This window comes from Stenotrophomonas sp. LM091 (assembly GCF_001806305.1).
Taxonomy (GTDB): domain Bacteria; phylum Pseudomonadota; class Gammaproteobacteria; order Xanthomonadales; family Xanthomonadaceae; genus Stenotrophomonas; species Stenotrophomonas bentonitica_A.
The window spans coordinates 219,806-242,140 of sequence record NZ_CP017483.1; the positions used below are offsets into that span (position 1 = coordinate 219,806).

Genomic DNA, 22,335 nt, shown 5'->3' on the forward strand with positions numbered 1-22,335 from the left:
TCACGCACAGCGCCCAGCGCAGGAACGCCTTCCATGAAACGACGCGATTGCCTCAAGGCCGGGCTGACCCTGCCCCTGCTGCCCACGCTGCTCAAGGCCGGCCCCGCCTTCGCGGCGACCGGTGCGAGGGTGCGGCCGGGGAGCGCGGCCTGGCCGGCGGCGACCGAATGGGACCGGCTGTCGCGTGCGGTGGGCGGCCGGCTGTCGGTCCCGCAGTCGCCGTTCCTGGCCGACCCTGCCACCCGCGCGGCCGCCCTGGAGCAGTTACAGAACCCCTTTTTCCTCGGTGACCAGCCCGCCCTGACCCAGACCAGTGGCTACTTCGGGGCGTGGCGCTCCGTACCGAGTGCCAAGGTGGTCGCGGCCGCCAACAGCGCCGACGTTGCCGCCGCGGTGAACTTCGCCCGTACCCACCGGCTGCGGCTGGTGATCAAAGGCGGTGGGCACAGCTACCACGGCACGTCCTGCGCACCGGATTCGCTGCTGGTCTGGACCCGCGCGATGAACCAGGTCGAGCTGCATGAGGCCTTTGTGGCCCACAACGCCCGCCCGGGCACGGCCCCACAGCCAGCCGTGAGCGTTGGCGCCGGGGCCATGTGGATCGATGCCTACGATGCGGTCACCACCCGCGGTGGCCGCTATGTCCAGGGCGGCGGCTGCACCTCGGTAGGGGTGACCGGCCTGGTCACCGGCGGCGGCTTCGGCAGCTTCTCCAAGGCGCATGGCACGGCGGCGGCCAGCCTGCTTGAAGCGGAGATCGTCACCGCCGACGGCCAGATCCGCATCGTCAACGCCGACAACGACCCGGAACTGTTCTGGGCCCTCAAGGGCGGCTGTGCGGCGAGCTTCGGGATCGTGACCCGGATGACGCTGCGCACCCATGCCCTGCCCGACACGTTCGGCGGCGTCTCCTGCCAGATCCAGGCCAGCGACGACGCCAGCTGGCAGGCGCTGGCGGCGGAGATGCTGCGCTTCTACCGCGACACGCTGTGCAACGCGCACTGGGGCGAGCAGATCACCTTCACCGACACGCGCCGGCTCTCGGTCTCGATGGTGTTCCAGGGGCTGTCGCGCGACGCGGCCGAAGCCACCTGGTCGCCGTTCCTGGCATGGGTGCGTGCACGGCCGGCCTACACGATCACCGACCCCTTGCAGGCCCTGGCGATGCCGGCCCGCGATTTCTGGGATGCCGATTTCTTCCGCCAGCATGCCCCCGGGTTCATCGCCGAGGACACCCGCGCGGGTGCCTCGCCGCGGCACATGCTGTGGAAGGGCGATCAGGGCCAGGTCGGCTGGTTCCTGCACGGCTACGCCTCAGCCTGGTTGCCGTCGGGCTTGCTGGACGATGCGCGGCGTGAGCAGGCGGCGGCCGCGATCTGCGCTGCGGCCGAGCACATGGATGTCGGCCTGCACTGCAACAAGGGCCTGTTCGGCGCCCCTGCCGCCGCGCTGGCGGCCAGCCGTGACACCGCCACCCACCCTGCGGTGCTGGATGCCTTCGCGCTGGCCATCATCGGCAATGCCGGCGGACCGGTCTTCCCGGGCCTTGGCCTGAAGGTGGACGAGCCCCGCGCACGCCGGGGGGCCTTGAACGTGGCGCGTGCCTACCAGGCGCTGAGCGCGGTGGCCCCGTCCGCACCGGCCTACGTCTCCGAGAGCGACTACTTCCAGAAAGACTGGCAGCAGGCGTTCTGGGGACCGAACTACCCTCGCCTGCAGGCGGCCAAGCGCCGTTACGATCCGCAGGGGCTGTTCGTCATCCACCACGGCGTGGGCAGCGAGGACTGGAGCGCGGACGGCTTCGAGCGCATCCGCGGCTAACCCAGCACGTGACGCAAGGCCTGCTGCGCGCGCCGGTTCTCCGCCGGCGTGCCGACGGTGATCCGCACCCAGGTGTCATACGGGGCGAACACCCGCGCGATGCGCACGCCCTGCTGCAGCAACCCGGCTGCGACGGCTGCATGCGGGCGCCCGGTGTCGACGAACACGAAATTGCCGGCCGCCTCGGTAGAACGCAGGCCCAGCCCGGTCAGCACCTGCTGCCAGCGCTGCCGCTCCAGCGCAACGCTGCGCCGGACCTGGGCCACGTGGGCGGTATCGGCCAGCGCCGCCGCTGCCGCGGCGAGTGAGAGCTGGTTCTGCGCGTGCGCTCCCCCTACCCCGCGCTGACGCAGCGCCCCGGCCAGCCTGGTCGGGGCCAGCGCATAGCCGACCTGCAGACCCGCCAGCGCGTGGATCTTGCCCAGCGTGCGGAACACCACCACGTTCTGGCCCTGCCGCAGCAGGCGCACCGCGCTCAACGTCGCCGCATCCTCTCGATAGTCGAGATACGCCTCATCGACGATCACCAGCGTGCGCGCCTGCGCGGCGCCCACGAAACGATCGAAGTCCGCGCCCGGGCTGAGCGTGCCGGAGGGATTGTGCGGATTGACCACGAACAGCGCGCGGGTGTCCGGCGCGATCGCGGCCAGCAATGCGGGCAGGTCATTCTCCAGCCGCGCGTTCAACGGCACTTCCACCGCCCGACCGCCAAAGGGCCTGGCCGCGTCCACCAGCGCGCCATAGCCGGGCACCGAGTAGATGAAGCCACCGGCACCTTCGCTCAGCGCCAGGTGCTGGCCAAGTGCTTCCAGCACTTCACCGACGATGACCTGCTCCGGCGCGACCCCTTCCAGCGTGGCGATCTGCACCTGCAGGGCCTGCAACTGGGCGGCGCTCACGTAGCGCGGCGCCTCCACCAGCGCGCGCTGCACGGCCGGCCCCACCTTCGGCGAGGGACCGTAGCTGCTTTCGTTGAGGTCCAGCCGCAGCAGATCGGGAGCGGTGTCGGCGGCGGCGGACGGTGCGGCCCATCCGGCCACCGGCGCCAGCGCGGCTACCGCCGCCGTGGTCAGGCCGGCACGCAGCCAGTGCCGGCGCTGCGGGTCGGCAGGCAGCGTGCCTGTCATCGTGGGACGGGTCATTGGAAACGGGCCTCCAGGCGGGCGTAGTAATACGTGCCACTCCAGCCGAACGGCGACAGTTCGCTGTACGGGAACACGCCAAAGGTATCCGCACCGGAGACCTGCGGGGTCGTGGCGATGTTGCGGGTGGGATAGGTATTGAACAGATTGTTCGCGCCCACCACCAGGGTGACGGTGTCGGTGGCGCGGAACGCGATGTCCAGATCAGTGACCCAGCGCGCCTCCAGCGTCTGGATCACGTCGAGATTGCCGGCCGTGCCGGCTTCGGTCGGCAGCGTGCGGAAGCGGGTCGAGCCCTGCGCGAAGGCAGCGACGTTGGCCGCGCTCTGGTTGGTCGCCGCCACCCCTTCGATCTCACCGTAGCGGTGCGTGCCCAGGTGCAGGCCCCAGCGGCCGACGTCCCAGCCCAGCGCGAGCGTCAGGTTGTCGCGCGGCTGGCCCTTCTCCACGCGGGTGCGCTCGGTGACATCGAACAACGGCGTGCGCACGCCGAGCGCGGTCAGCTGCGACGGAGTCGAGGCGACGTGGGTCAGCTCGGTCTTGTTGCGGTTGTAGGCGACGGTCGCGGTCAGCCGGCCATGATCGGCAAGGTCCCACAGGTAGCGTGCCGACGCATCCACGCCGGTGGTGCGGGTATCTGCGGCATTGCTGAAGTAGCGCACGCTGGTCACCCCCGGTGAACCCAGCGCCGCGAGGTAGTCGCGGATCGCGGTGGAGCCGGCTGCATCGACGAAGTTGCTGGAAAGGAAGATGCGGTCATCGATATCGATCCGGTACACATCCAGTGATGCGCTGAGCCCGCCGATGCCCCAGGTGAGGCCGGCGGTGAGATTGGTGGCCTGTTCCGGCTCCAGCGACCGCGCACCCAATGCGCGCGCCTCCACCGTATCCACCGGCGCGGTGCGCACCAGCACGTACTCCGGCACACCGGTGACGGCGTTGTTGAGCGTGCGGCTGCTGGTGGAACTGAAGTACTGCTGGGCCAGTGCGGGCGCATGGAAGCCGCTGCTGACCGAGGCGCGCAGCGCGACCCCGCCATCGAGCTGGTAACGCAGTGCGAGCTTGCCGTTGGTGGTGCTGCCGAAATCGCTGTAGTCCTCCCAGCGCCCTGCCAGCGAGACCAGGAAGCGGTCGGTGACGTCGGTCTCGGCCTCGGCATAGGCCGAGATGTTGTGCCGATGGTGGTTGCCCGCATCGGCCGGCTGGATGCCGGCGAAGCCCTGCGAGCCGATGGTCGGCACGCTGCCGGCGGACGGACCATCGAGCACCCGTGCCGGCCCCCACACGTACGAGTTCAGTTCGCCCGGCGAAATGCCGTAGGTATCGCGGCGGAACTCCGCACCCAGCGCGAGTCGCAGCGGCGCATGCCAGCCCAGTTCGATACTGTTGTTGGCATCCAGGTTGGTGGTCCACTGCGAGGCCTCCAGCGCGCCGTTGTAGAACGCGGTCGGGCTGTCGGCACCCAGCGTGGCGTTGAGCGTGTTGCGGGTGCGGTAGACCAGCTTGTTGCGTCCGTAGACGCTGCTCAGGTCCCAGTGCCAGTCACCGAGCAGGCCCTTGATGCCCGCACCAAGCGACGCATTGGTGCTCTGGGTATCGACCCACGGCAGGAATCCGTCCGGGTAGATCGCACGCACGTTCTCGACCTGGCCGGCGCGGCGCAATGAGGCATTGGAGCTGCCTTCGCTCACCCCATAGCCGCCGAAGGCGTAGGCCTCCAGGCCCTCGGCCCAGGCCAGCGGCTTGCGCAGATTGCCGAACACGGTCTTCTCGACCGTGTCGGCCGAATCGGCGAAGCGCCACAGCGCATCGCGATCGATGGTGGCCTCACGTGGATCGGCGACCGCACCGGCGGCCGCACCGCCGATCGGGGCCAGGCCAGTGCCGGAGCCGAAGGTGCTTGATGGTGCCACCGCTGCCCCGTTGCGGCCGATGCCGAAGTACTGCTGGCGGGTATCGGGCAGTGCGCGGTTGGCAGCCTTGCGGTCACGATAGTCCCAGGTCAGGTGCAGGCCACCGCCCTCGGCAAAGGCCACGCCGGTATCGAGCGCGACGGCCGTCGTACCACCGCCGCCATCGCGGGTGGTACCGCGGCTGACGCGACCTTCAAACCCGGCATCCTCGCGCAGCACGATGTTGATCACCCCGGCGATCGCATCGGACCCGTACTGGGCGGACGCCCCATCGCGCAGCACCTCCACCCGCTCGAGCGCGCTGACCGGGATGGCATTCAGATCGGTGGAGACCGCGCCCTTGCCCACCGTACCGCCGGTGTTGACCCAGGCACTGGCATGCCGGCGCTTGCCGTTGACCAGCACCAGGGTCTGATCCGGCGACAGCCCGCGCAGCGTTGCCGAGCGGATATGGGTGTTGCCGTCCGGCGTGGTCGGGTGCGGGAAGTTGAACGAGGGCAGCAGCGACTGCAGGATCTGGCTGATGTCGGTGTAGCCGCTGCTGCGGATGTCCTCGGCGCCGAGCACGTCGATCGGGACCGGGGACTCGAGCACGGTGCGTGCCTGGGTGCGGCTGCCGAGCACGGTGAGCTGGTCGAGCTGGGTGACCGCCGGGCCGTCGCCGGGTGATTGGGCGTGGACCGGCAGGGTGGTGAGCAGGCTGGCAAACACGGCGACGGACAGACGGCGACGTCGCAGCACGGTGGCGCGAGGATTCATGGCAACTTCCGCAGAGATCGGGCGAGGCCCGCAAAAGACGATGGAGTGCGGCGCAGGTGGCACGTCAACGGCGACATCGCCGTGGCAGATGGAAGGCAGGCAAGACAGGCTCCCCCGGGTGACCTGCGGCCCATGTTGCAAACTTGCTGCAGAGCGTCAATCCACCCCGCCGGGCGTACCCTCGCGCGCCCGCACGCCTCCGCCATCGCCCTCGCTCAAGTCACTGATTTCACTCGATGGCGGTGGCGGCGCAGCGACCAACGCCCTTACCCATGGGCATATCCACATAGCCGACGGTGTTTGCCGCCCGACGGCCAACGACCGTCCGATACCGCCGCCTGCGCGGCCATGACGATCCGCAGATGCAGGCACACACGCGCAGGCGTAGCCTTCGCGCAGCCTGCCCGCCAACGGAGATCGCCCCGTGTTTCCGATCACGCCCGCCCGCGTTGCCCATGCCCTGCTTGCCCTCGCCATCGCTGGCGCGGTGGCCCTTCCCGTCCCGGAGGCGCGTGCACAGACGCCTGCGACCTTACGTGCGGTTGCCCCCGCCTCGTTCAACGCACTGCTCGATGCGCAGACGATGGCCGCGATCAACGCCGATCCCGAACTGCGCACCATGCTGGGCATCAGCGGCGACGCAGCGGGTGATCTGTCCGACCAGTTGACCGACGTCTCGCTGGCGCGGCGCGAGGTCAACCGCCGCGCGATGGCCGACAACCTCGCCCAGATCAAGGCCTGGCACGGCGCGCCACTGGATCCGCAGCAGCGTCTCAGCGACGGGCTCGCGCGCTGGTTCTACCAGGCCCAAATCGATCTGATGGCGGTGCCCTGGGCCGCGGCATGGTTGCCGGTTGGCGGCAGCACCTACGCGGTGGATCAACTGTTCAGCCTGCCGGTCAACCTGCCGCAGTTCATGGACAACCAGCACGCGGTGACCGATGACACCAGTGCACGCCACTACATCGCGCGGCTGCGGGCCATGGGGCCCAAGCTGGACCAGGTCCGGGCCAACATGGAGATGCAGGCCCGCCAGGGTGTGGTGCCGCCTGAGGTCGCGCTGGAGGGGGCGGCCAACCAGTTCCGTACGCTGCTCGCGCCTGCACCGGAAAACAGCCTGTGGGTGCAGTCACTGCAGCGCAAACTGGACAAGACCCCCGCCATCGCCGCCCCGCGCCGGGCAGAGCTGATCGCCGAGGCGACCACCGCCGTGCGCGACGCCGTCAATCCGGGGTACCAGCGCCTGCTCGATGACGTGCAGGCCAAGCTGGCCACCCATCCCGGCAACAAGGGGGTGTGGGCCCTGCCCGAGGGCAAGGCGTATTACGACGCGGCACTGCGCTGGTACACCAGCACCGATCTGGATGCCGATGCGATCCACCAGATCGGCCTGAGCGAAGTCGCGCGCCTGGACAAGGCCATGGATGCACGCCTGAAGCAGCTGGGTCTGCGCGACGGCACGGTTGCCGCGCGGATCGAGACGCTGCGCAAGGATCCGCGTTACCTGTATCCGGACAGCGATGCCGGCCGCCAGGCGCTGATCGGCGACATCCAGCAGCGGCTGAGCGACCTGGGCCCGATCCTGCCCACCTACTTCGGCCACCTGCCGGCGCAGAAACTGGTGGTGCAGCCAGTGCCCACGCACATGCAGGCCACCTCGCCGGGCGGTTACTACTACCCCCCGGCGATGGACGGCTCGCGGCCGGGCACGTTCTTCATCAACCTGGGCGATATCACCTCCAATACGCGCTGGAGCATTCCCACCCTCACCTATCACGAGGGCTCGCCCGGCCATCACTTCCAGATCTCGATCGGCCAGACCCTCACCGACCTGCCGATGCTGCGCCGCAGCCTCAACCCGAGTGCGTTCAGCGAGGGCTGGGCGCTGTATGCCGAACAGTTGATGGCCGAAGCCGGCGTGTATCGGGACGACCCGGCCGGTGACCTCGGTCGGCTGCAGGCCGAAATGTTCCGCTCGGTACGGCTGGTGGTGGACACCGGCCTGCACCGCAAGCAGTGGACGCCCGAACAGGCGATGGCCTACATGCAGGCCAAGACCGGGATGACGCCGGGCGATGTCCGCATCGAGGTCTATCGCTACCTGGTGCAGCCCGGCCAGGCCTCGTCCTACAAGATGGGCCAGCTGCGCCTGCTGGAACTGCGCGAGCACGCCCGCAGGCAACTGGGCGACCGCTTCGACATCCGCGCCTTCCACGACCTGATCCTGGGCAATGGGGCGATGCCGATGACGGTGGTCAGCCAGGCGGTCGAGGACTGGATCGCCGCCGGCGGGCCACCCTCCGCCCGCGCCCCCTGAGCGCACCGCGCAGGCGCCGGTGTGCGGCTGGCGACTGCGTATAAATACCTAGCGGCTTACCGTGTAACTCCGGTTGTCCGCGGCGTGGGCGGTGCGCAGAGTGTCAACAGGGTCGGCCGGTCGCGCGGCCCATCGACGACACTCTGGAGACCGTCATGCCGCGCACCCCGTCGCGCCTGCTGTTGGCCCTGGTCCTGGCCGGACCGCTGCTGTTGTCACCGCCGCCGCTTGCCGCGCAGACCGCGCCGGCGACGATCGATGCCGAGGCGATCCAGGCCCTGACGCGCATGGGCACCGCCCTGCGCGCCCTGCCGCACTTCTCACTCAGCGCCACGACCAGCACCGAGTATGTGCTCGATGATGGCCAGAAGATCGCGTTGCCTGGCACCGTCACGTATCGCGTACTCGGACCGGACCACTTCTTCGCGGAAATCCAGAGCGACCAGCAGCACCGCCAGCTCTTCTACGACGGCAAGGCCCTGACGATCTACTCCCCGCGCCTGAAGTACTACGCCACGCTGGATGGATTGAACAAGAGCAGCCAGGCGCTGCTGGCCGAATCGGCCACCACCTATGGCATCGAACTGCCGCTGGCCGACCTGTTCCTGTGGGGCACACCGGCGTTCCCGACCGATCAGTTCCAGTCGGCACTGCTGGTCGGCAGTGCCCGCATCGGCGGCGAGGCCACGCACCATTACGCCTTCCGGCAGCCCGGCGTGGATTGGCAGGTCTGGATCTCCGATGCCACCCATCTGCCGCGGCAACTGGCCATCACCAGCCACAGCGATCCGGCGCTGCCCACCTACCAGGCCACGTTGAACTGGGACACGCGGCGCGCGGTGACCGCGAAGGAACTGGCCTTCGACCCCAAGGGGGCCACCAAGATCGTGTTCGTTCCGGTGGCGCTGGCCGCGCAGACCACGCCTGACGGGGAGAACTGAGCATGGACCGTTCCACCACGCTTCGCGCCGCACTGGCGCCCGCCTTGATCACCCTGCTGCTGGGCGGCGCGTTGCTGCCGGCCGATGCCCAGGCACGGCCGGGCCTGCGCGGCTTTGCCCATCCCTCGATCGCCCATGCCGGCGGTTTCGGCGGTGGCGGCTTCGCGCCGCATCCGCCGGGGCCGGGCCCTTCGCCACATCCCGCTCCGGGGCCCCGCCCCGAGCCGGGTCCGCATCCTGGTCCGGGTCCCGGTCCCCACCCTGCTCCGGGGCCGGGACCCGGGCCGGGACCTCATCCGCCGGGTCCGGGTCCGCATCCGCCTGGGCCTGGTCCAGGTCCTGGCCCGCACCCGCCGGGTCCCGGGCCGTACCCGCCGCCGCCGCCGCCGCCGTACTGGGACCATCCGTTCTGGGATGCCGCGGCATTCACCGCCGGCGTCGCGGTCACCTCGGCGGTGATCGGTTCGGTGGTGTACTCGCTGCCGGTGGACTGCAGCACCGTCATCGTCAACGGCCTGGGCTACCAGCGCTGTGACAATGCCTGGTACCAGCCGCGCTACTCCGGCACCACCGTGCAGTACGTGGTCGTGGATGCACCGCAATGATCTGCCGCCGCCCAGCGCTGTCCCGGCTCACGCTGCTCGCCGGCATCGCCTGCGCGGCGCCGCTGGCCGCGCAGGAGGCGCCGGCCGGCCCGGCGTCCTCCGATGACATCGCCCGCAAGCTCGCCGACCCCGGGGCGGCCCTGATCTCGGTGCCGTTCCAGTACAACTACCAGGGCTCGGTCGGGCCGGGCGGCGACGTCCACAATCAGCAGTTGAAGATCCAGCCGGTGATTCCCTTCGTCGGTGAGAACGGCAAGTTCATCCTGCGCCCGATCCTGCCGTTGAGCTGGAATCAGTTCCCGGAAGACAAGCACGGGACCGGCGATCTGTTCGTGCAGGGGTACTACATCCCCAAGACCGCCTCGGAGGCACATGGCACCGAGGTCGGCTTCGGCTTCGCCGCGCTGCTCGATACCGCCTCGCACGACAGCCTGGGCACGGGCAAATACTCGCTCGGCCCCGCCTTCATCGTGGTGCACAAAACGCAGAAGTGGACCGTCGGTGCACTGGCCAACCATGTCTGGTCGGTGGGCGGTGACAGCGACCGCGAGGATGTCAGCAGCACCAGCGTGCAGCCCTTCCTCACCCGCAACCTGCCCCAGGGCTGGTCGCTGAGCTTCACCTCCGAGACCAACTACAACTGGAAGGCCGACAGCGGCGACGCATGGACGGTGCCGCTGGGAGCGACCGTGTCCAAGGTGCTGCGGCTGGGCCACACGCCGGTGAGCATCGGAGTGGGCGGCTTCTACAACGTTGACCGCCCACAGTACGCCAGCCGCTGGACCGCGCGGATGATGGTGACCCTGGTCTTCCCCGAATGATGCCGACGCGCGCCGCCTGGTGCGCGCACTGAAGAGGACATGATCATGCGACTGCTGCGCACCGCCACCGCCCTGGCGATCGCCGGGGCGATCCTCGCCCTGGTCGCCGCCTGCAGGCCCGCGCCATCGAGCCAGGCCACGACCGCACCGGGTGAGCCGCGCGCGGACGCCGCCGCCGATACGCGCGCGATCGCCCGCGATGCGTATGTGTACGGCGTCCCGATGCTGGGCGAGTACCAGACGATGCACACCTTCAGCATCGACACCGCCAACCCGCAGTACAAGGGGCCGTTCAACACCATCCTCAACATGGCCCGCGTGTTTACCCCGGCCGACACCGCCTTCGTGACGCCCAACTCGGACACGCCCTACTCGTTCGCCGGGCTGGACCTGCGCGCCGAGCCGGTGGTGATCACCGTGCCGAAGATGGAAGCGGAGCGCTACTTCGTGTTCCAGCTGATGGACCTGTACACCTACAACTTCGCCTACATCGGCAGCCGCACGACCGGCAATGAGGGCGGGCACTATCTGATCGCCGGCCCGGACTGGCAGGGCGCCGTTCCCGATGGGATCACCCAGGTGATCCGTTCGGAAACCCAGCTGGTCAGCCTGGTCGGGCGCACGCAGCTGTTCAACCCCGCCGACCTGGACAACGTCAAACGCATCCAGGCCGGGTACAAGGTGCAACCGTTGTCGGCGTACCTGGGCACACCTGCGCCGCCGGCGCCGGCAGCAGTGGACTGGCCCACGCCGTTGTCCGGCAGCGAGGCACGCACCTCGCCGGCCTTCTTCGGCCAACTGGCGTTCCTGCTGCAGTTCGCCCCGCCGCATCCCAGTGAAGTGGACCTGCGCGCGCGCTTTGCCCGGATCGGCATCGTGCCGGGGCAGCCCCTGGACGTGGCGGCGCTGCCGCCGCCGACGCTGCAGGCGTTGAAGGACGGGATGGCCGATGGGCAGCATGACATCGACGCGCGCCGCAGCGCGCTGGGCGGGAAGATGGACACGCTGTTCGGCACCCGCGAATTCCTCAAGAACGATTATGTCGCCCGCGCCACCGGCACCCAGATGGGCATCGGCGCCAACTCGCGCGACGAAGCGCTGTATCCCATCTACGAAAAGGATGCCGACGGCGCCCCGCTGGACGGCAGCCAGCACCGCTACGTGCTGCGCTTCGGCAAGGACGGCCTGCCGCCGGTGAACGCGTTCTGGTCGCTGACCATGTATGACCTGCCTGGCCAGCTGCTGGTGGCCAACCCGATCGACCGCTATCTGATCAATGCCGCGATGCTGCCGCAGCTCAAGAAAGACGCTGATGGTGGCGTCACGCTGTACCTGCAGCACGACTCGCCGGGGCCGGACAAACAGAGCAACTGGCTTCCGGCGCCCGACGGCCCGTTCATGGCCGCGATGCGCTACTACTGGCCCAAGCCTGCGCTGCTGCAGGGCCAGTGGACCTCGCCGCAGATCGAGCGGGTGCAGTGACCGCTGTTCCTTCCGGAGGTGCCGTGATGAAACTCTGCCTACCCGTGTTGGCGCTGGCCCTGGCCAGCGTTCTTGTTGTCGGCTGCAGTTCCAGCGCACCCGCGCGCAGTGATGCGCCGCCATCAACGGAAAAACGCGAGGCGCAGAACCAGGCGCGCACCGCCACCGCCGCCGTGCTGTCGCGGCTGTACGCGGCCCAGCCCGGCGCCCGCCAGGCGGTGGAACAGGCCGCCGGGTATGCGGTGTTCCGCAGCTTCGGGGTCAAGGTGCTGATCGCCGGCGGCGGTGGTGGGCATGGCGTGGCCATCGACAACCGCAGTGGACAGGAAACCTTCATGCGCATGGTCGAGATCCAGGCAGGCCTGGGATTCGGCGCCAAGACCTTCGATCTGGTCTGGGTGTTCAGGACACCCGAGGCATACCAGGACTTCATCACCCGCGGCATCGAGATCGGCGGCCAGGCCACGTTGGCCGCGAAGGTCGACAAGGCCGGTGGCGGCCTCACCGGCGCCGTGCAGGTCTCCGACAACGTGTGGGTCTACCAGATGACCGAGAGCGGCCTGGCCGCGGAACTGACGGTCAAGGGCACACGCTACTACCCCGATAAAGCCCTGAACTGAGCCGACAGGCCAAGGAGCTTCCATGCACGGCCATCCGCTGGTCTGGATCGTCAGTCTGTTCGTGCTGCCGCTGGTGGCCGCGCTCGTGCTGAGCCTGTTCGTCCGCCACCGAGGCCTCAGTGCCAATGCGGTGCTGGCCTGGTTCGTGATCGTGTGCTGGTGCGGCGCGCTCGGGGTGATCCTCTCGCAGGTGTGGTGAGCAGTGCCGGCCGCTGGCCGGCATCACAGTGACTGCCCGAGCTCGATGAACACCACGTTCTCGCCGCCCTCGCGGAACCCCATGCCGAAGATCAACGGGCCGATCCACGAGTCGAAGCCGAGGAACACGCTGCCGTTCCAGATCCCGTCGCTCAAGGACATGTCGCTGCGGCGCTGCCAGGCGTTGCCGTACTCCACCGTGCCACCCACCTGCGCCGAGCGGCCGAGCAGCTTGCCCAGCTCGTAGGTGTAGCCGGCAAAACCGAGGGCGTAGTCCTGCCCGGTCAGTTGGTTGTGCTGGAAGCCGGCCAGCCGCCAGCGCCCGCCGAGCCGGTACAGGTTCTGCACCGGCGCCGTGCCGGAGGATGTCACGTGATAGCGCAGCCCCAGCTGCAGCGCGTGCCGGCCGAACGACCGGGCCGCCACCGCATCCAGATCCAGCTGGCCGAAACGCGCATCGGCGCCCAGGCTGGGACTGGACTGGTACGTGCCGGCATTGACCAGGTAACCATCGCGCGGGAAGTACACACTGTCGATGTCGTCCAGCGTCGCCTGCGCGATCCAGGCGCCCTCCTCGAAGTTCACGCGCGGAATGGCCGGATCACCGACCTCCACCTCGGCGTTGCCGGTATAGCGCTCCACCCCGGCCGACAGCGCAAGCACATTGGACACATTGCGCACCAGCGCCAGCGTGCCGCCGGTACGGCGCACCCGGTAGCGCGCGATCTTGTCACCTTCTTCGTCATACAGATTGAAGCTGCGGGTCTGGAAGCCGCCGCCGGCCTGGAAGGCGTAGCGGTTGTGCAGATCGAAAGGACGGTAGTACTGCCCGGTCAGCCCCGGCTCGCTGCCGATCTGCAGGGCGATGCGCGCCTCGGCACCATAGGGCGACAGCGGCGAGAACAGCAGTCCCGCGCGCAGGTTGCTTTCGTGGTTGCCCTCCAGATCGTTGCTCAGGCTCAACCCGGCCTCCAGGTAGATGGGGCCGTTCGGCTTGGGATAGGCCGACACGAACACACCCGTGCGGCCGTCGCGCTCGCGCACGTCGTAGTTGATGCTGGCCAGGGTACCCATGCCGTAGGCGCGCAGGACACCGGCCTGCATGCCCTTGATGTCCAGCGGCTCGCCGATCTGGACCGGCAGGTAGCTCAGCAGCAGTGCATCGGCGTAGCCGGTGTGGTTCTCCACCTCGACGAACTCGATCCGGTCCGTGCCGACGGGACGTTCGCGCTGCACGCGCTGCGCGGCCAGCTGCCCATACACCTGCGGGCTCTGTGCGAAGGCGCGCAGCGCCGGGGCGGCCTGTTCGGCAGCGAGCTGGCCGATCCGCAACGCTTCGGGCGCCTTGTCGAAATCGCCGGTGGCCACCTTGCCGGTCAGGTCCGGCGAGATCAGCAGGTCCTGCGTGCCCAGGCTGTCCAGCTGGGTCTGGGCGCTGCGGGTGGTCAGGAAGCCGCTCAACTGGCTGATCACATCCACCAGGCTGGCATCGCGATCCAGCGGCTTGAGCGGCGTGCCCACGTCGACCGCGATCACCCGGTCGGCACCCATCGCGCGCACCACGTCGATCGGCACCTGGTTGGACAGTCCACCATCGAGCAGCACGTGCCCGTCGATCACCACCGGCCGGAAGATGCCAGGCAGGGACATGCTGGCGCGCATCGCCATCGGCAGGTTGCCCTCGGACAGCACCACCGGCTGCCCGGTGTTGATATCGGTGGCGACTGCGCGGAACGGGATGGGAAGATCGTCGAAGCGGCCGCTGACCCGGCTGCCGCCGGTGGCACGCTCGAACAGCGCGATCAGCTTCTCGCCCTCGGACACGCCGCCGGCCAGCGCCACCGCCTTGCCCTCGCCGCCCAGCCCGATGCCGATCGGGGCCAACTGTGCGTAGTCGTCTGCCTTGCGCCGCAGGGACCGCTCGCGGCGCGGCAGGGTATCGGTGAACAGGCTCAACCACTCGGTGCTCAGCACCACCTGCTCGATCTGCCCGGGCGTGGAGCCGGAGGCATACAGCGCGCCGACCAGGGCGCCAGCGCTGGTGCCGGCGATGCAGTCCACCGGGATGCGCAGCGCTTCGAGCTGCTTGAGGATGCGCACATGCGCAATGCCGCGCGCGCCACCGCCGCCCAGCGCCAACCCGATGCGCGGGCGGGTATCGCCGGGACCGCGTACGCCGCAGTGGCTGCCCTGGCCGGCCACCACGGCCGACGCGACCGGCTCGGCGGCCTGCAGTGGTGCAGGTGCACCGGCCGCACACGCCCCTGCAAGCAGCAGCGATGCTGCACGCGGAAATGTCTGGGGGTGGCCTATCAACGCCATGCGCTGCCGACCTGGATGTAGAACGTGTCGTCCTCCGGGCCCCACGCATAGTCCACGCCAACGTGCATCCCCAACTGGCGGGCGATCAGATAGCGCACGCCCGCGCCTTTGGAGACCTGGCTGGCGCCGTCGCTGAAACGGTTGTGCCGCCCCCAGGTGCGTCCAGCGCCGACGAACCCGATCAGCGCCCAGCGCTGGGTCATGTTCCAGCGCAGCTCGCTCTCCAGCACCGCCGCGCGCGTGTCCTGGTAACGGGCCGAGCCGATGCCGCGCAGGTCGATGTAGGGCAGCCGGTAAAACGGGATTTCACCGTTGGCCCAGCGCGCATCGGCGCGGCCGCCGAGCACGAAGTACCTGCCCATCGGCCAATAGCCGTAGGCGTGCCCGCGATAACTCTGGAAGGTGGCATCACTGCCGATGCCCGGCAGGTAGACGTTGCCCTCGACCATGCCCAGCCAGCCCCTGGAGGGCGTGAACGGATTGTCGCGGGTGTCGTATTCCAGCGACAGGCCGAGGCCGGAGCTGCGCTTGGACAGCTCGTGCGGCTGGAACCGGTCACTGTCGGAGGCAACATCGAAGCCGATGTCCAGGTCCATGTAGACCCAGGCCAGGCCCAGGTACAGGTCGCGGTCGCCAAGGCGACGGAACCCCTGCTGGAACGACATCAGGCCATCCATGTTGTATTCGATCTTCTGCGCGGGCAGTAGCGTGCCCGGGGTGTAGAAGCCCAGGTTGAACGAGGTCTTGGCCACGCCGCCCCGGTAACGCCAGCGGTCATCGTCGAAATGCAGCGACGCGCCCACGCCGTAGGCTTCACTGCCGTTGGACGTGCGCATCGCCCCGCCGCCATAGATGTCCGGCGTCACCATCTTCGGTGCACCGCCTTCCCCTGGCGAGCCGGAAGCCGCAGGGCGATGGAAGAACGCCAGCGCCACACCGCCCCCGTTGCCGACCGCCGGGTCGGTCACGATGATCGGTACCGGGAGGAAGCCGCGGTGCTCGAGCAGCCAGCGCGACATGTCGAAATGGCCATCTTCGGCGTCACGGAACAACGAAGCCTTCGCGGTCGACGCCGGCGCGGGCACGGGGGTCTGGACCGGAGCCGCAACAGGCTGGGGCGCTGCCTGGGTGCCCTGCTGGGCAACGGCGCTCCAGGGCGCAAGGACGCCCAACAGCACTACCAGGCGTACGGCATGGCCGATCGACACGCGGCACCTCGAGGGATGGGAAGCAGGACGGCCCGTCAGTTCAAGTGCGTGGGCCCGTGCCGGTGGGAGGGGGACAGCCCGGCACGGGCCCGCGCGGTTGAACGCGTTTGCATCTTCGGCGCAGCACTCAGCGTGCGGCGGTCGCACCCGGCGGGAACGCAGCGAACAGTTTGTCCAGCCCTGCTTCCACCGCCGCATTGACCTTGTCCGGCGACGTCGGCACCGTGCCGCTGGCCGTACCGCGCCACACGGCCTGTTTGGTGCGGGCATCGAACATGTCCACCACCAGGGTGCCCACGTCATATGTATGCACCGTGGTCGTGGCGTTGCCCATGGCCATGCCGCCGCCCCAGCCACCGCCGCGCCAGCCCCACCCGCCCATGCCGGTGCCGCTGTAGAAGGTGTCCAGGGTCTGCTTCTGGCTGTTGGCGATGTGCGCGGCCAGCGCGATGTCGCCGTTGGGGGCTTCGCGCAGTCCCTTGGCCTGCAGGCGGGCGTTGATGCCGTCGATGATGCGTTGCTGCACCAGCGGCGAGCTTGCCTCGGGCTTCATCGCCCAGGTGTAGGTCTTGTAGGAGCTGAAGCTGGCCGACGGATCGTAGTCGGTCTTGACGGTCGGGGTGGAGGCGCAGGCGACCAGGGAGGTGGCCAGGACGGCGATGGCAAAAGCTTTCATGACGCGAGTCTCCAGGGGCAGGATGGAAAGACGCGCTGCGTGTGCAGCCGTCCTGTGGGCTGGCAGAACGACGAGGCGCGTTCAGCGCGGCGGGTTGATCACCACGTACTGCACGGTGGTGCCGGCATAGCGCGGCTCGTACCAGACATTGCCGCACTGCTGGTAGGCCATGCCGTTGATCACGGTGGTCACGCAGCTGGGCGGCACCGAGTTGACGATCGAGCCGATCACCGCCGAGGTCACCGCCACACCGGCGGTCACCGCTGCGGCGGTCGCGAATGGATGGTCGTCCCAGTGGTTCCAGTGATCGTCGTGGTAATCCACGTTGACGTTGACGTTGCGATCGACATTCCGGTTGACGTTGCGATTGACGTTGCGGTTTGCATCGATGTTCCGGTTGATGTTGCCGCCACCGCCGCGATTGATGTTGCCGCCCTGCGGGCGCTGCACGGGCCGGTTGATGCTGGCGTGGGCGCTGGCACGTGCACCACCACCATGGAAGCCGCCGCCGCGCTGGGCACTGGCTGGCGCGGATACCGTCAGCAGGAGTACCAGGAGCAGGCCGGCGGCCAGGGAGGACGCCACGAAGAAACGATTGATCACGGTCCGCATGTCAGTTCTCCTGCCCGGCAGCGTCGATCACCACCGCGACCGGGACCAGCTTGATCCGCGCCGCATCGGCCGGTGGCGTGAACTGGAATGCAGTGGCCGCGACCGGCGTGCGGGTATCCCAGCGAAGCTGGGCGCGATACTGCGGCAGCGCCGGATCATCCAGCGAGGTGATCACCAGCTTCCTGGGCAACGAAGTCGCCTTGCTGACCCATAGCTGCCAGTCCACCGCGTCCTGCTTGAACGCGTACTGCTCGATGGCCTCGCCATCGAGGGTGCCGCCGCCGATATGCAGCGCGCCGCGGATGGCGGTCTTCGGGGCTTTGTCGGTGCCCCAGAGGAACATGTCGGCCAGCGGCATGTCGATGCCGTAGCGGCTGGCGGCGTCTTCGACGAGCTCGCCGAGCGTGGCGCTCACGCCATCCACCTGGGCGTAGTACTTCAGGCGTGGGGAGTACAGCGACAGCGACTTGCCGTCGTAGAACAACTGGCGAAGCTGGCGATCGCTGCGCAGTTCCAGGAACAGCTGGTTCGGCGTCCTGACCTTGTAGGTGACCACGCCGTCCAGCTCGACCTTCTGGCCGTCATCCAGGACGATTTCCGTACTGGCCTGGGAGGTCAGCGAGAACTGCTTGAGGGCGCGCAGCGCCGCGCCCATGCGGTCCAGCGCGGCCAGCGCCTCTGGATCGCGTTCAGGGCGGTCGGCCGGCGCAGTCGCCGGTGGGGCAGCCGCGGCGACGCGGGTGGCCGCGGCTGCCGCAGGCGCCAGCGCGGCCAGCAGCAGGCACGCCGACCATGCAACGGGGGGAATGGCAGAGGGCATGACCGTTACTCCACAGGACGGAAGACAGGCAGCCGCGCTTGCGCGGCCGGAATCAGAAGCCACCGCTGATCGAGAGGCTCCAGGGATCGCCCTCGAACCGGTTCTTGACGCTGAATTCGCCGACATAGCGGAAAGAAACATCCAGATGCTCGCCGCCGGACCACTTCCTGCCGTAGGTCAGCACCGGGCCGAGGCCGAACGAGCGCCCCTTGAATCCATCCAGGCGGTCTGCGGTGTCGCCCTTGTCGTCCTGCAGCTGCTGGATCCAGCCGCCGGCCGCGCCGAAGCCCCACCCGCTGGCGGTGCGCTTGACCAGCAGCACGTCCGCACGGGCGACCACGCCGTTCTTGTAGTCGGTGTCGTCGTTGCGGGTGTACCAGTCGGTGGCGCCAAGCACGCTGAATTCCAGCGTGCCCTTCTGGAACAGGTGCGTGTAGCCCACGCTGGGCGAGAACGTCCAGATGTTCATGCCCGGGTTGGCCAACCGGTTGGGGTCGTACTTGGCGGTGGGTGCATACACGTACACGCCGAAGGACAAATGCTCCACCTCGCTGATGTGGTACCCGGCGATCACCGGGGCGAAGTACACATCGAACAGGTTGGACGCGTGATCCTTGGCCTGGAAGCGGTTGCCGAGCGGCCCCGCGAGGTTGGCGGTGACGTCGGCGTCGATGTAGGGCACGGTCAGCATCGAGGCAAAGTTCCAGCGCCCGGCCTTGGTCGGCCAGACATACACGCCGGTGGCGGCAGTCAGGCTGACGTCGGCTTCCAGGCCCAGGGAGATCTGGCCGGCGATCGGTGCCGGGCGGTTGCCGCTGATCTTGCCGTTGTACTGGATGTAGCTCAGCGACCACTGCATGCCCGGCTCGGGCGGGATGACGCCAGCGTAGGAGGTGATCTGCATGCCGGTGATCGAGCGACCCAGCGCGCCTTCAGTGGCTGCGGCGGGAGCGCTGCCCAGCGCCAGCAGTCCGCCCAGACACAGGGCCAGCGGGCCGCGCGGCCGGGACCGGGGCGTGGTGGGTGCAGGGGTGTTCATGGCATCGGCCTCCGGGGCGGAAGGGGAATCGCAGTGCGCGGGATCAGGACGGGTCCGGCGTGGGCCGCGGTGCGTGCTGCCGCTCGCGCACCTCCTCGATGTCGCGCTCCAGGAAATAGTTCAGGAAGGTCCGTATCACGGCGATCGCGGCCAGTTGACCAATCGCATCCCAGTCGGTGTAGATCGAGGATTCGATGATGTCCGCCGCCAGCTGCATGGTCAGCCCGGCCACCAGCCAGCGGCCATACGCCAGCCACACCGCGCGCCGCTCCACGTTGGTCGGGTGGCCGCGCAGCGCCAGCCGCAGCGCCTGCACGAACACCACCGCCGTGGCCAGCGCGATCAGCACCAGTGCCATCGCATCGATGATGACCACGACCGGCTCGGTGACGGCGATCAGCCATGCCTTCAGAGGCGTCATGCGGGATGCTCCGGTATCGCACCTGGCGGTGGCAGAGGCGGCTCATCCCCGCTCCACGCAACGAAAGCCAAGGTGACAGGTGGAGGTGTCGATCGGCTGCGCCATCCGGGCCGCCGGCCGGTAGCGCCGGCAGTAGTTGGGCGCACACAGGTGCGAGCCGCCTTTCATGACCCGGCGCGGGATCGCACTGCGGTCGCGCGGGTCGTGGCTGCCTTCGCGCGCGCCGCCACGGGGGTTGTCGATCGCGCAGCACGGCCTGCTCTGCAGCTGGTCGTGCTGCTGGTACCAGTCGCCGGTCCATTCCCAGACATTGCCGATCATGTCGTACAGGCCGTAGCCGTTGGGCGGAAAGCTGCCCACTGGCGAGGTCCAGCGGTACCCGTCTTCGTCCAGGCTGTGCCACGGGAATTCACCCTGCCAGGTATTGGCCTGATGGCGGCCCCCCGGAACCAGGCTGTCGCCCCAGGCGAACTCGCCGCTCTCCTGTCCGCCGCGCGCGGCGAACTCCCATTCGGCTTCGGTGGGCAGGTCCTTGTCCGCCCAGCGCGCATACGCCAGTGCATCGGCGACATTCACGTGCACCACCGGGTGATCGTCCAGGCCCTGCAGCGACGAGCCCGGGCCACGGGGATGCCGCCAGTCGGCGCCGGCCACGTAATGCCACCAGTTGTGCGTATTGGACAGATCGACCGGGTGCGCAGGCTGCACGAACACCACCGAGGACGGCACCAGCAGCGCCGGGTCCGCGCCTGGGTAATCGGCCGGGTCCGCCGGGCGCTCGGCCGCCGTCACGTAGCCCGTTTCGCGGATGAACCGTGCGAACTCCCGGTTGGTCACCGGGTAGCGGTCGATCCGGAACGGTGCCACCCGCGCCTTGTGCGCCGGCCGTTCTTCGGGATAGTGATCGTTGGATCCCATCACGAAGACGCCGCCGGCGATATCGATCATGGTGTCGGCGACGACGCTCATCATTGATTGCCCGCGCAGGCTTCGCTGAGCTTGGCCAGCGCATCATCGATGGTGAAGGTGTTCGGCTTCTGGACCCGCGGGAAATCCTTGAAGGTGGCCGCGAACCTGTCGGCGATCGCATAGGCCCCGAACAGGATGTAGTCGTGGTGCAGGAACCAGTCGTAGTACGTGTTCGAGGTGATGTCGGCGAACTCGTACGGGTCGGTCCTGAGGTTGTAGACCTTGGGCAGGCGCAACCGGATCAGCGGCTCGGACCAGACCTGCAGCGTGCCCTTGCAGCGCTGCTCCATGAACGAGACTTTCCAGTTGTCGTAGCGGATGGCCATCACATCACCGTCGTCGCTGAAATAGACGAACAGCTTGCGCGGGCTCTCCTTTTCCTTTCCGGTCAGGTAGCCGGTCAGGTTGACCCCGTCGATGTGGTTCTTGTACGTCCGCCCGATCGCCTTGTAGCCCTTCTTGAGTTTCTCGCTGACATCCGGGTCGCCGGCCATCGCCAGGAAGGTCGGCAGCCAGTCGTGATGCTGCACGATCCCGTTGGCAATGGTGCCCGCGGGAATGTGGCCAGGCCAGCGCACCACCATCGGAATGCGGAACGCGCCTTCCCAGTTGGTGTCCTTCTCGCTGCGGAACGGCGTGGTGCCGCCGTCCGGCCAGGAGTTCCGGTGCGGACCGTTGTCGGTGGAGTACATCACGAAGGTGTCCTCGGCGATGCCCAGCTCGTCGAGATAGTCCAGCAGTTCACCGACGTTGCGATCGTGGTCGATCATGGTGTCGTGGTACGGCGACTGCCAGCGCCCGGCCTGGCCGAGGCTTTCCTTCTTGGTGTGGGTGAACAGGTGCATGTGGGTGAAGTTCACCCAGACGAAGAACGGCGTGTCGGCGTCATGCTGGCGCTTGATGAAGTCCTTGGCGGTGGCCGCGAAATCCTCGTCGCAGGTTTCCATCCGCTCCGGCGTCAGCGGCCCGGTGTCTTCGATCTTCTGCTTGCCGATCCTGCCCCAGCGTTCCTGTTCGGTGGCATCGTCCTTGTCTGTCGCCCAGCTGCGGATGACCCCGCGCGGGCCCATGGTTTTCCGGAAGTTCGGGAAGTCCTCCTCCGGGAAGTAGTCGTACATGTCCGGCTCTTCCTCGGCATTGAGGTGGTACAGGTTGCCGTAGAACTCATCGAAACCGTGGTTGGTCGGCAGCATGTGGTTCAGATCGCCGAGGTGGTTCTTGCCGAACTGGCCGGTGGCATAGCCCTGGTTCTTGAGCAGCGCGGCAATGGTCACCAGCTTCTCGTTCATGCCGGTCGGCGCGCCGGGGATGCCGACCTTGGACAGGCCGGTGCGGTACACGCTCTGGCCGGTGATGAACGACGAGCGGCCGGCAGTGCAGGACTGCTCGCCGTAGGAATCGGTGAACAGCGTGCCTTCGTTGGCGATGCGGTCGATATTGGGCGTCCGGTAGCCCATCAGGCCCTGGCTGTAGCAGCTCAGGTTGCTGATGCCGATGTCGTCGCCCCAGATCACCAGGATGTTCGGCCGCTTGCCGTTCTTGCCGGCCTTCGTGGTTGCGGACGCTTTGGGGGATGCTGCCGCTTTTGCTGTTGCCATGACACTCTCCAGGGGGATGCGTGTTGGGTTCCGGCGTCGTGCCGGCATGCG

The 22,335-nt window shown here is 68.3% G+C and carries 19 protein-coding genes; 8 read left to right on the forward strand and 11 right to left on the reverse strand.

Features of this window, described 5'->3' with window-relative positions:
* Window positions 1–33 precede the first annotated feature (33 nt).
* Window positions 34–1,821, forward strand: coding sequence for an FAD-binding protein (locus tag BIZ42_RS00935; RefSeq protein WP_070425263.1), 1,788 nt, complete (start codon window positions 34–36; stop codon window positions 1,819–1,821).
* Here BIZ42_RS00935 and BIZ42_RS00940 read toward each other — a convergent pair.
* Window positions 1,818–2,963, reverse strand: coding sequence for a histidinol-phosphate transaminase (locus BIZ42_RS00940; RefSeq protein WP_216636703.1), 1,146 nt, complete (start codon window positions 2,961–2,963; stop codon window positions 1,818–1,820). The two genes, BIZ42_RS00935 and BIZ42_RS00940, sit on opposite strands and share 4 nt — an antisense overlap.
* The gene (locus BIZ42_RS00945; protein WP_083279749.1) at window positions 2,960–5,635 is read right to left on the reverse strand and encodes a TonB-dependent receptor; all 2,676 of its coding nucleotides are present in this window, start codon (window positions 5,633–5,635) and stop codon (window positions 2,960–2,962) included. Before BIZ42_RS00945 ends, BIZ42_RS00940 begins: the two co-directional genes overlap by 4 nt.
* Window positions 5,636–6,059: 424 nt before the next feature.
* Here BIZ42_RS00945 and BIZ42_RS00950 point away from each other — a divergent pair, with 424 nt between their 5' ends.
* The 7 genes from BIZ42_RS00950 (at window position 6,060) to BIZ42_RS19485 (ending at window position 12,620) form a co-directional block, all read left to right on the forward strand.
* The gene (locus BIZ42_RS00950; protein ID WP_070425265.1) at window positions 6,060–7,952 is read left to right on the forward strand and encodes a DUF885 domain-containing protein; all 1,893 of its coding nucleotides are present in this window, start codon (window positions 6,060–6,062) and stop codon (window positions 7,950–7,952) included.
* A 155-nt stretch (window positions 7,953–8,107) separates the two neighbouring features.
* Window positions 8,108–8,893: a DUF2092 domain-containing protein gene (locus BIZ42_RS00955; protein WP_070425266.1), complete on the forward strand. Its 786-nt coding sequence runs from the start codon at window positions 8,108–8,110 to the stop codon at window positions 8,891–8,893.
* A gap of 2 nt (window positions 8,894–8,895) precedes the next feature.
* Entirely contained in the window at window positions 8,896–9,498 is a 603-nt protein-coding gene (locus tag BIZ42_RS19660) for a hypothetical protein (protein WP_070425267.1), read from the forward strand.
* Window positions 9,495–10,319: a hypothetical protein gene (locus BIZ42_RS00965; protein WP_083279750.1), complete on the forward strand. Its 825-nt coding sequence runs from the start codon at window positions 9,495–9,497 to the stop codon at window positions 10,317–10,319. The genes BIZ42_RS19660 and BIZ42_RS00965 overlap by 4 nt, the downstream gene beginning before the upstream one ends.
* A gap of 39 nt (window positions 10,320–10,358) precedes the next feature.
* Entirely contained in the window at window positions 10,359–11,801 is a 1,443-nt protein-coding gene (locus BIZ42_RS00970; RefSeq protein ID WP_070425268.1) for a DUF1254 domain-containing protein, read from the forward strand.
* Between the two features lie 26 nt (window positions 11,802–11,827).
* A complete protein-coding gene (locus tag BIZ42_RS00975; protein ID WP_070425269.1) occupies window positions 11,828–12,421 on the forward strand; it encodes a YSC84-related protein in 594 nt (197 codons plus the stop codon).
* Window positions 12,422–12,443: 22 nt separating this feature from the next.
* Complete coding sequence (locus BIZ42_RS19485) at window positions 12,444–12,620, forward strand: hypothetical protein (protein ID WP_019184670.1); 177 nt, start codon at window positions 12,444–12,446, stop codon at window positions 12,618–12,620.
* 23 nt (window positions 12,621–12,643) lie between these two features.
* Here BIZ42_RS19485 and BIZ42_RS00980 read toward each other — a convergent pair whose 3' ends face one another.
* The 9 genes from BIZ42_RS00980 to BIZ42_RS01020 form a co-directional block, all read right to left on the reverse strand.
* Entirely contained in the window at window positions 12,644–14,941 is a 2,298-nt protein-coding gene (locus BIZ42_RS00980; RefSeq protein WP_070425270.1) for a patatin-like phospholipase family protein, read from the reverse strand.
* Entirely contained in the window at window positions 14,932–16,149 is a 1,218-nt protein-coding gene (locus BIZ42_RS00985; protein ID WP_070425271.1) for a BamA/TamA family outer membrane protein, read from the reverse strand. The genes BIZ42_RS00980 and BIZ42_RS00985 overlap by 10 nt, the downstream gene beginning before the upstream one ends.
* Before the next feature lie 127 nt (window positions 16,150–16,276).
* A complete protein-coding gene (locus BIZ42_RS00990) occupies window positions 16,277–16,825 on the reverse strand; it encodes a DUF4136 domain-containing protein (RefSeq protein ID WP_019184673.1) in 549 nt (182 codons plus the stop codon).
* Between the two features lie 81 nt (window positions 16,826–16,906).
* Window positions 16,907–17,437 carry a hypothetical protein gene (locus BIZ42_RS19840; RefSeq protein WP_070425272.1) on the reverse strand — a complete coding sequence of 177 codons (531 nt, stop codon included), beginning with the start codon at window positions 17,435–17,437 and terminating at the stop codon, window positions 16,907–16,909.
* A 1-nt stretch (window position 17,438) separates the two neighbouring features.
* Window positions 17,439–18,257: a DUF2092 domain-containing protein gene (locus BIZ42_RS01000; RefSeq protein ID WP_070425273.1), complete on the reverse strand. Its 819-nt coding sequence runs from the start codon at window positions 18,255–18,257 to the stop codon at window positions 17,439–17,441.
* Window positions 18,258–18,309: 52 nt separating this feature from the next.
* Window positions 18,310–19,296 (reverse strand): transporter, encoded by a 987-nt coding sequence (locus tag BIZ42_RS01005; RefSeq protein WP_070425274.1) that lies wholly within the window; start codon window positions 19,294–19,296, stop codon window positions 18,310–18,312.
* A 43-nt stretch (window positions 19,297–19,339) separates the two neighbouring features.
* Complete coding sequence (locus BIZ42_RS01010; RefSeq protein WP_019184678.1) at window positions 19,340–19,717, reverse strand: DUF1622 domain-containing protein; 378 nt, start codon at window positions 19,715–19,717, stop codon at window positions 19,340–19,342.
* A 42-nt stretch (window positions 19,718–19,759) separates the two neighbouring features.
* Entirely contained in the window at window positions 19,760–20,686 is a 927-nt protein-coding gene (locus BIZ42_RS01015) for a formylglycine-generating enzyme family protein (protein ID WP_070425275.1), read from the reverse strand.
* Entirely contained in the window at window positions 20,686–22,284 is a 1,599-nt protein-coding gene (locus BIZ42_RS01020) for an arylsulfatase (protein ID WP_070425276.1), read from the reverse strand. The genes BIZ42_RS01015 and BIZ42_RS01020 overlap by 1 nt, the downstream gene beginning before the upstream one ends.
* Window positions 22,285–22,335: the final 51 nt, after the last annotated feature.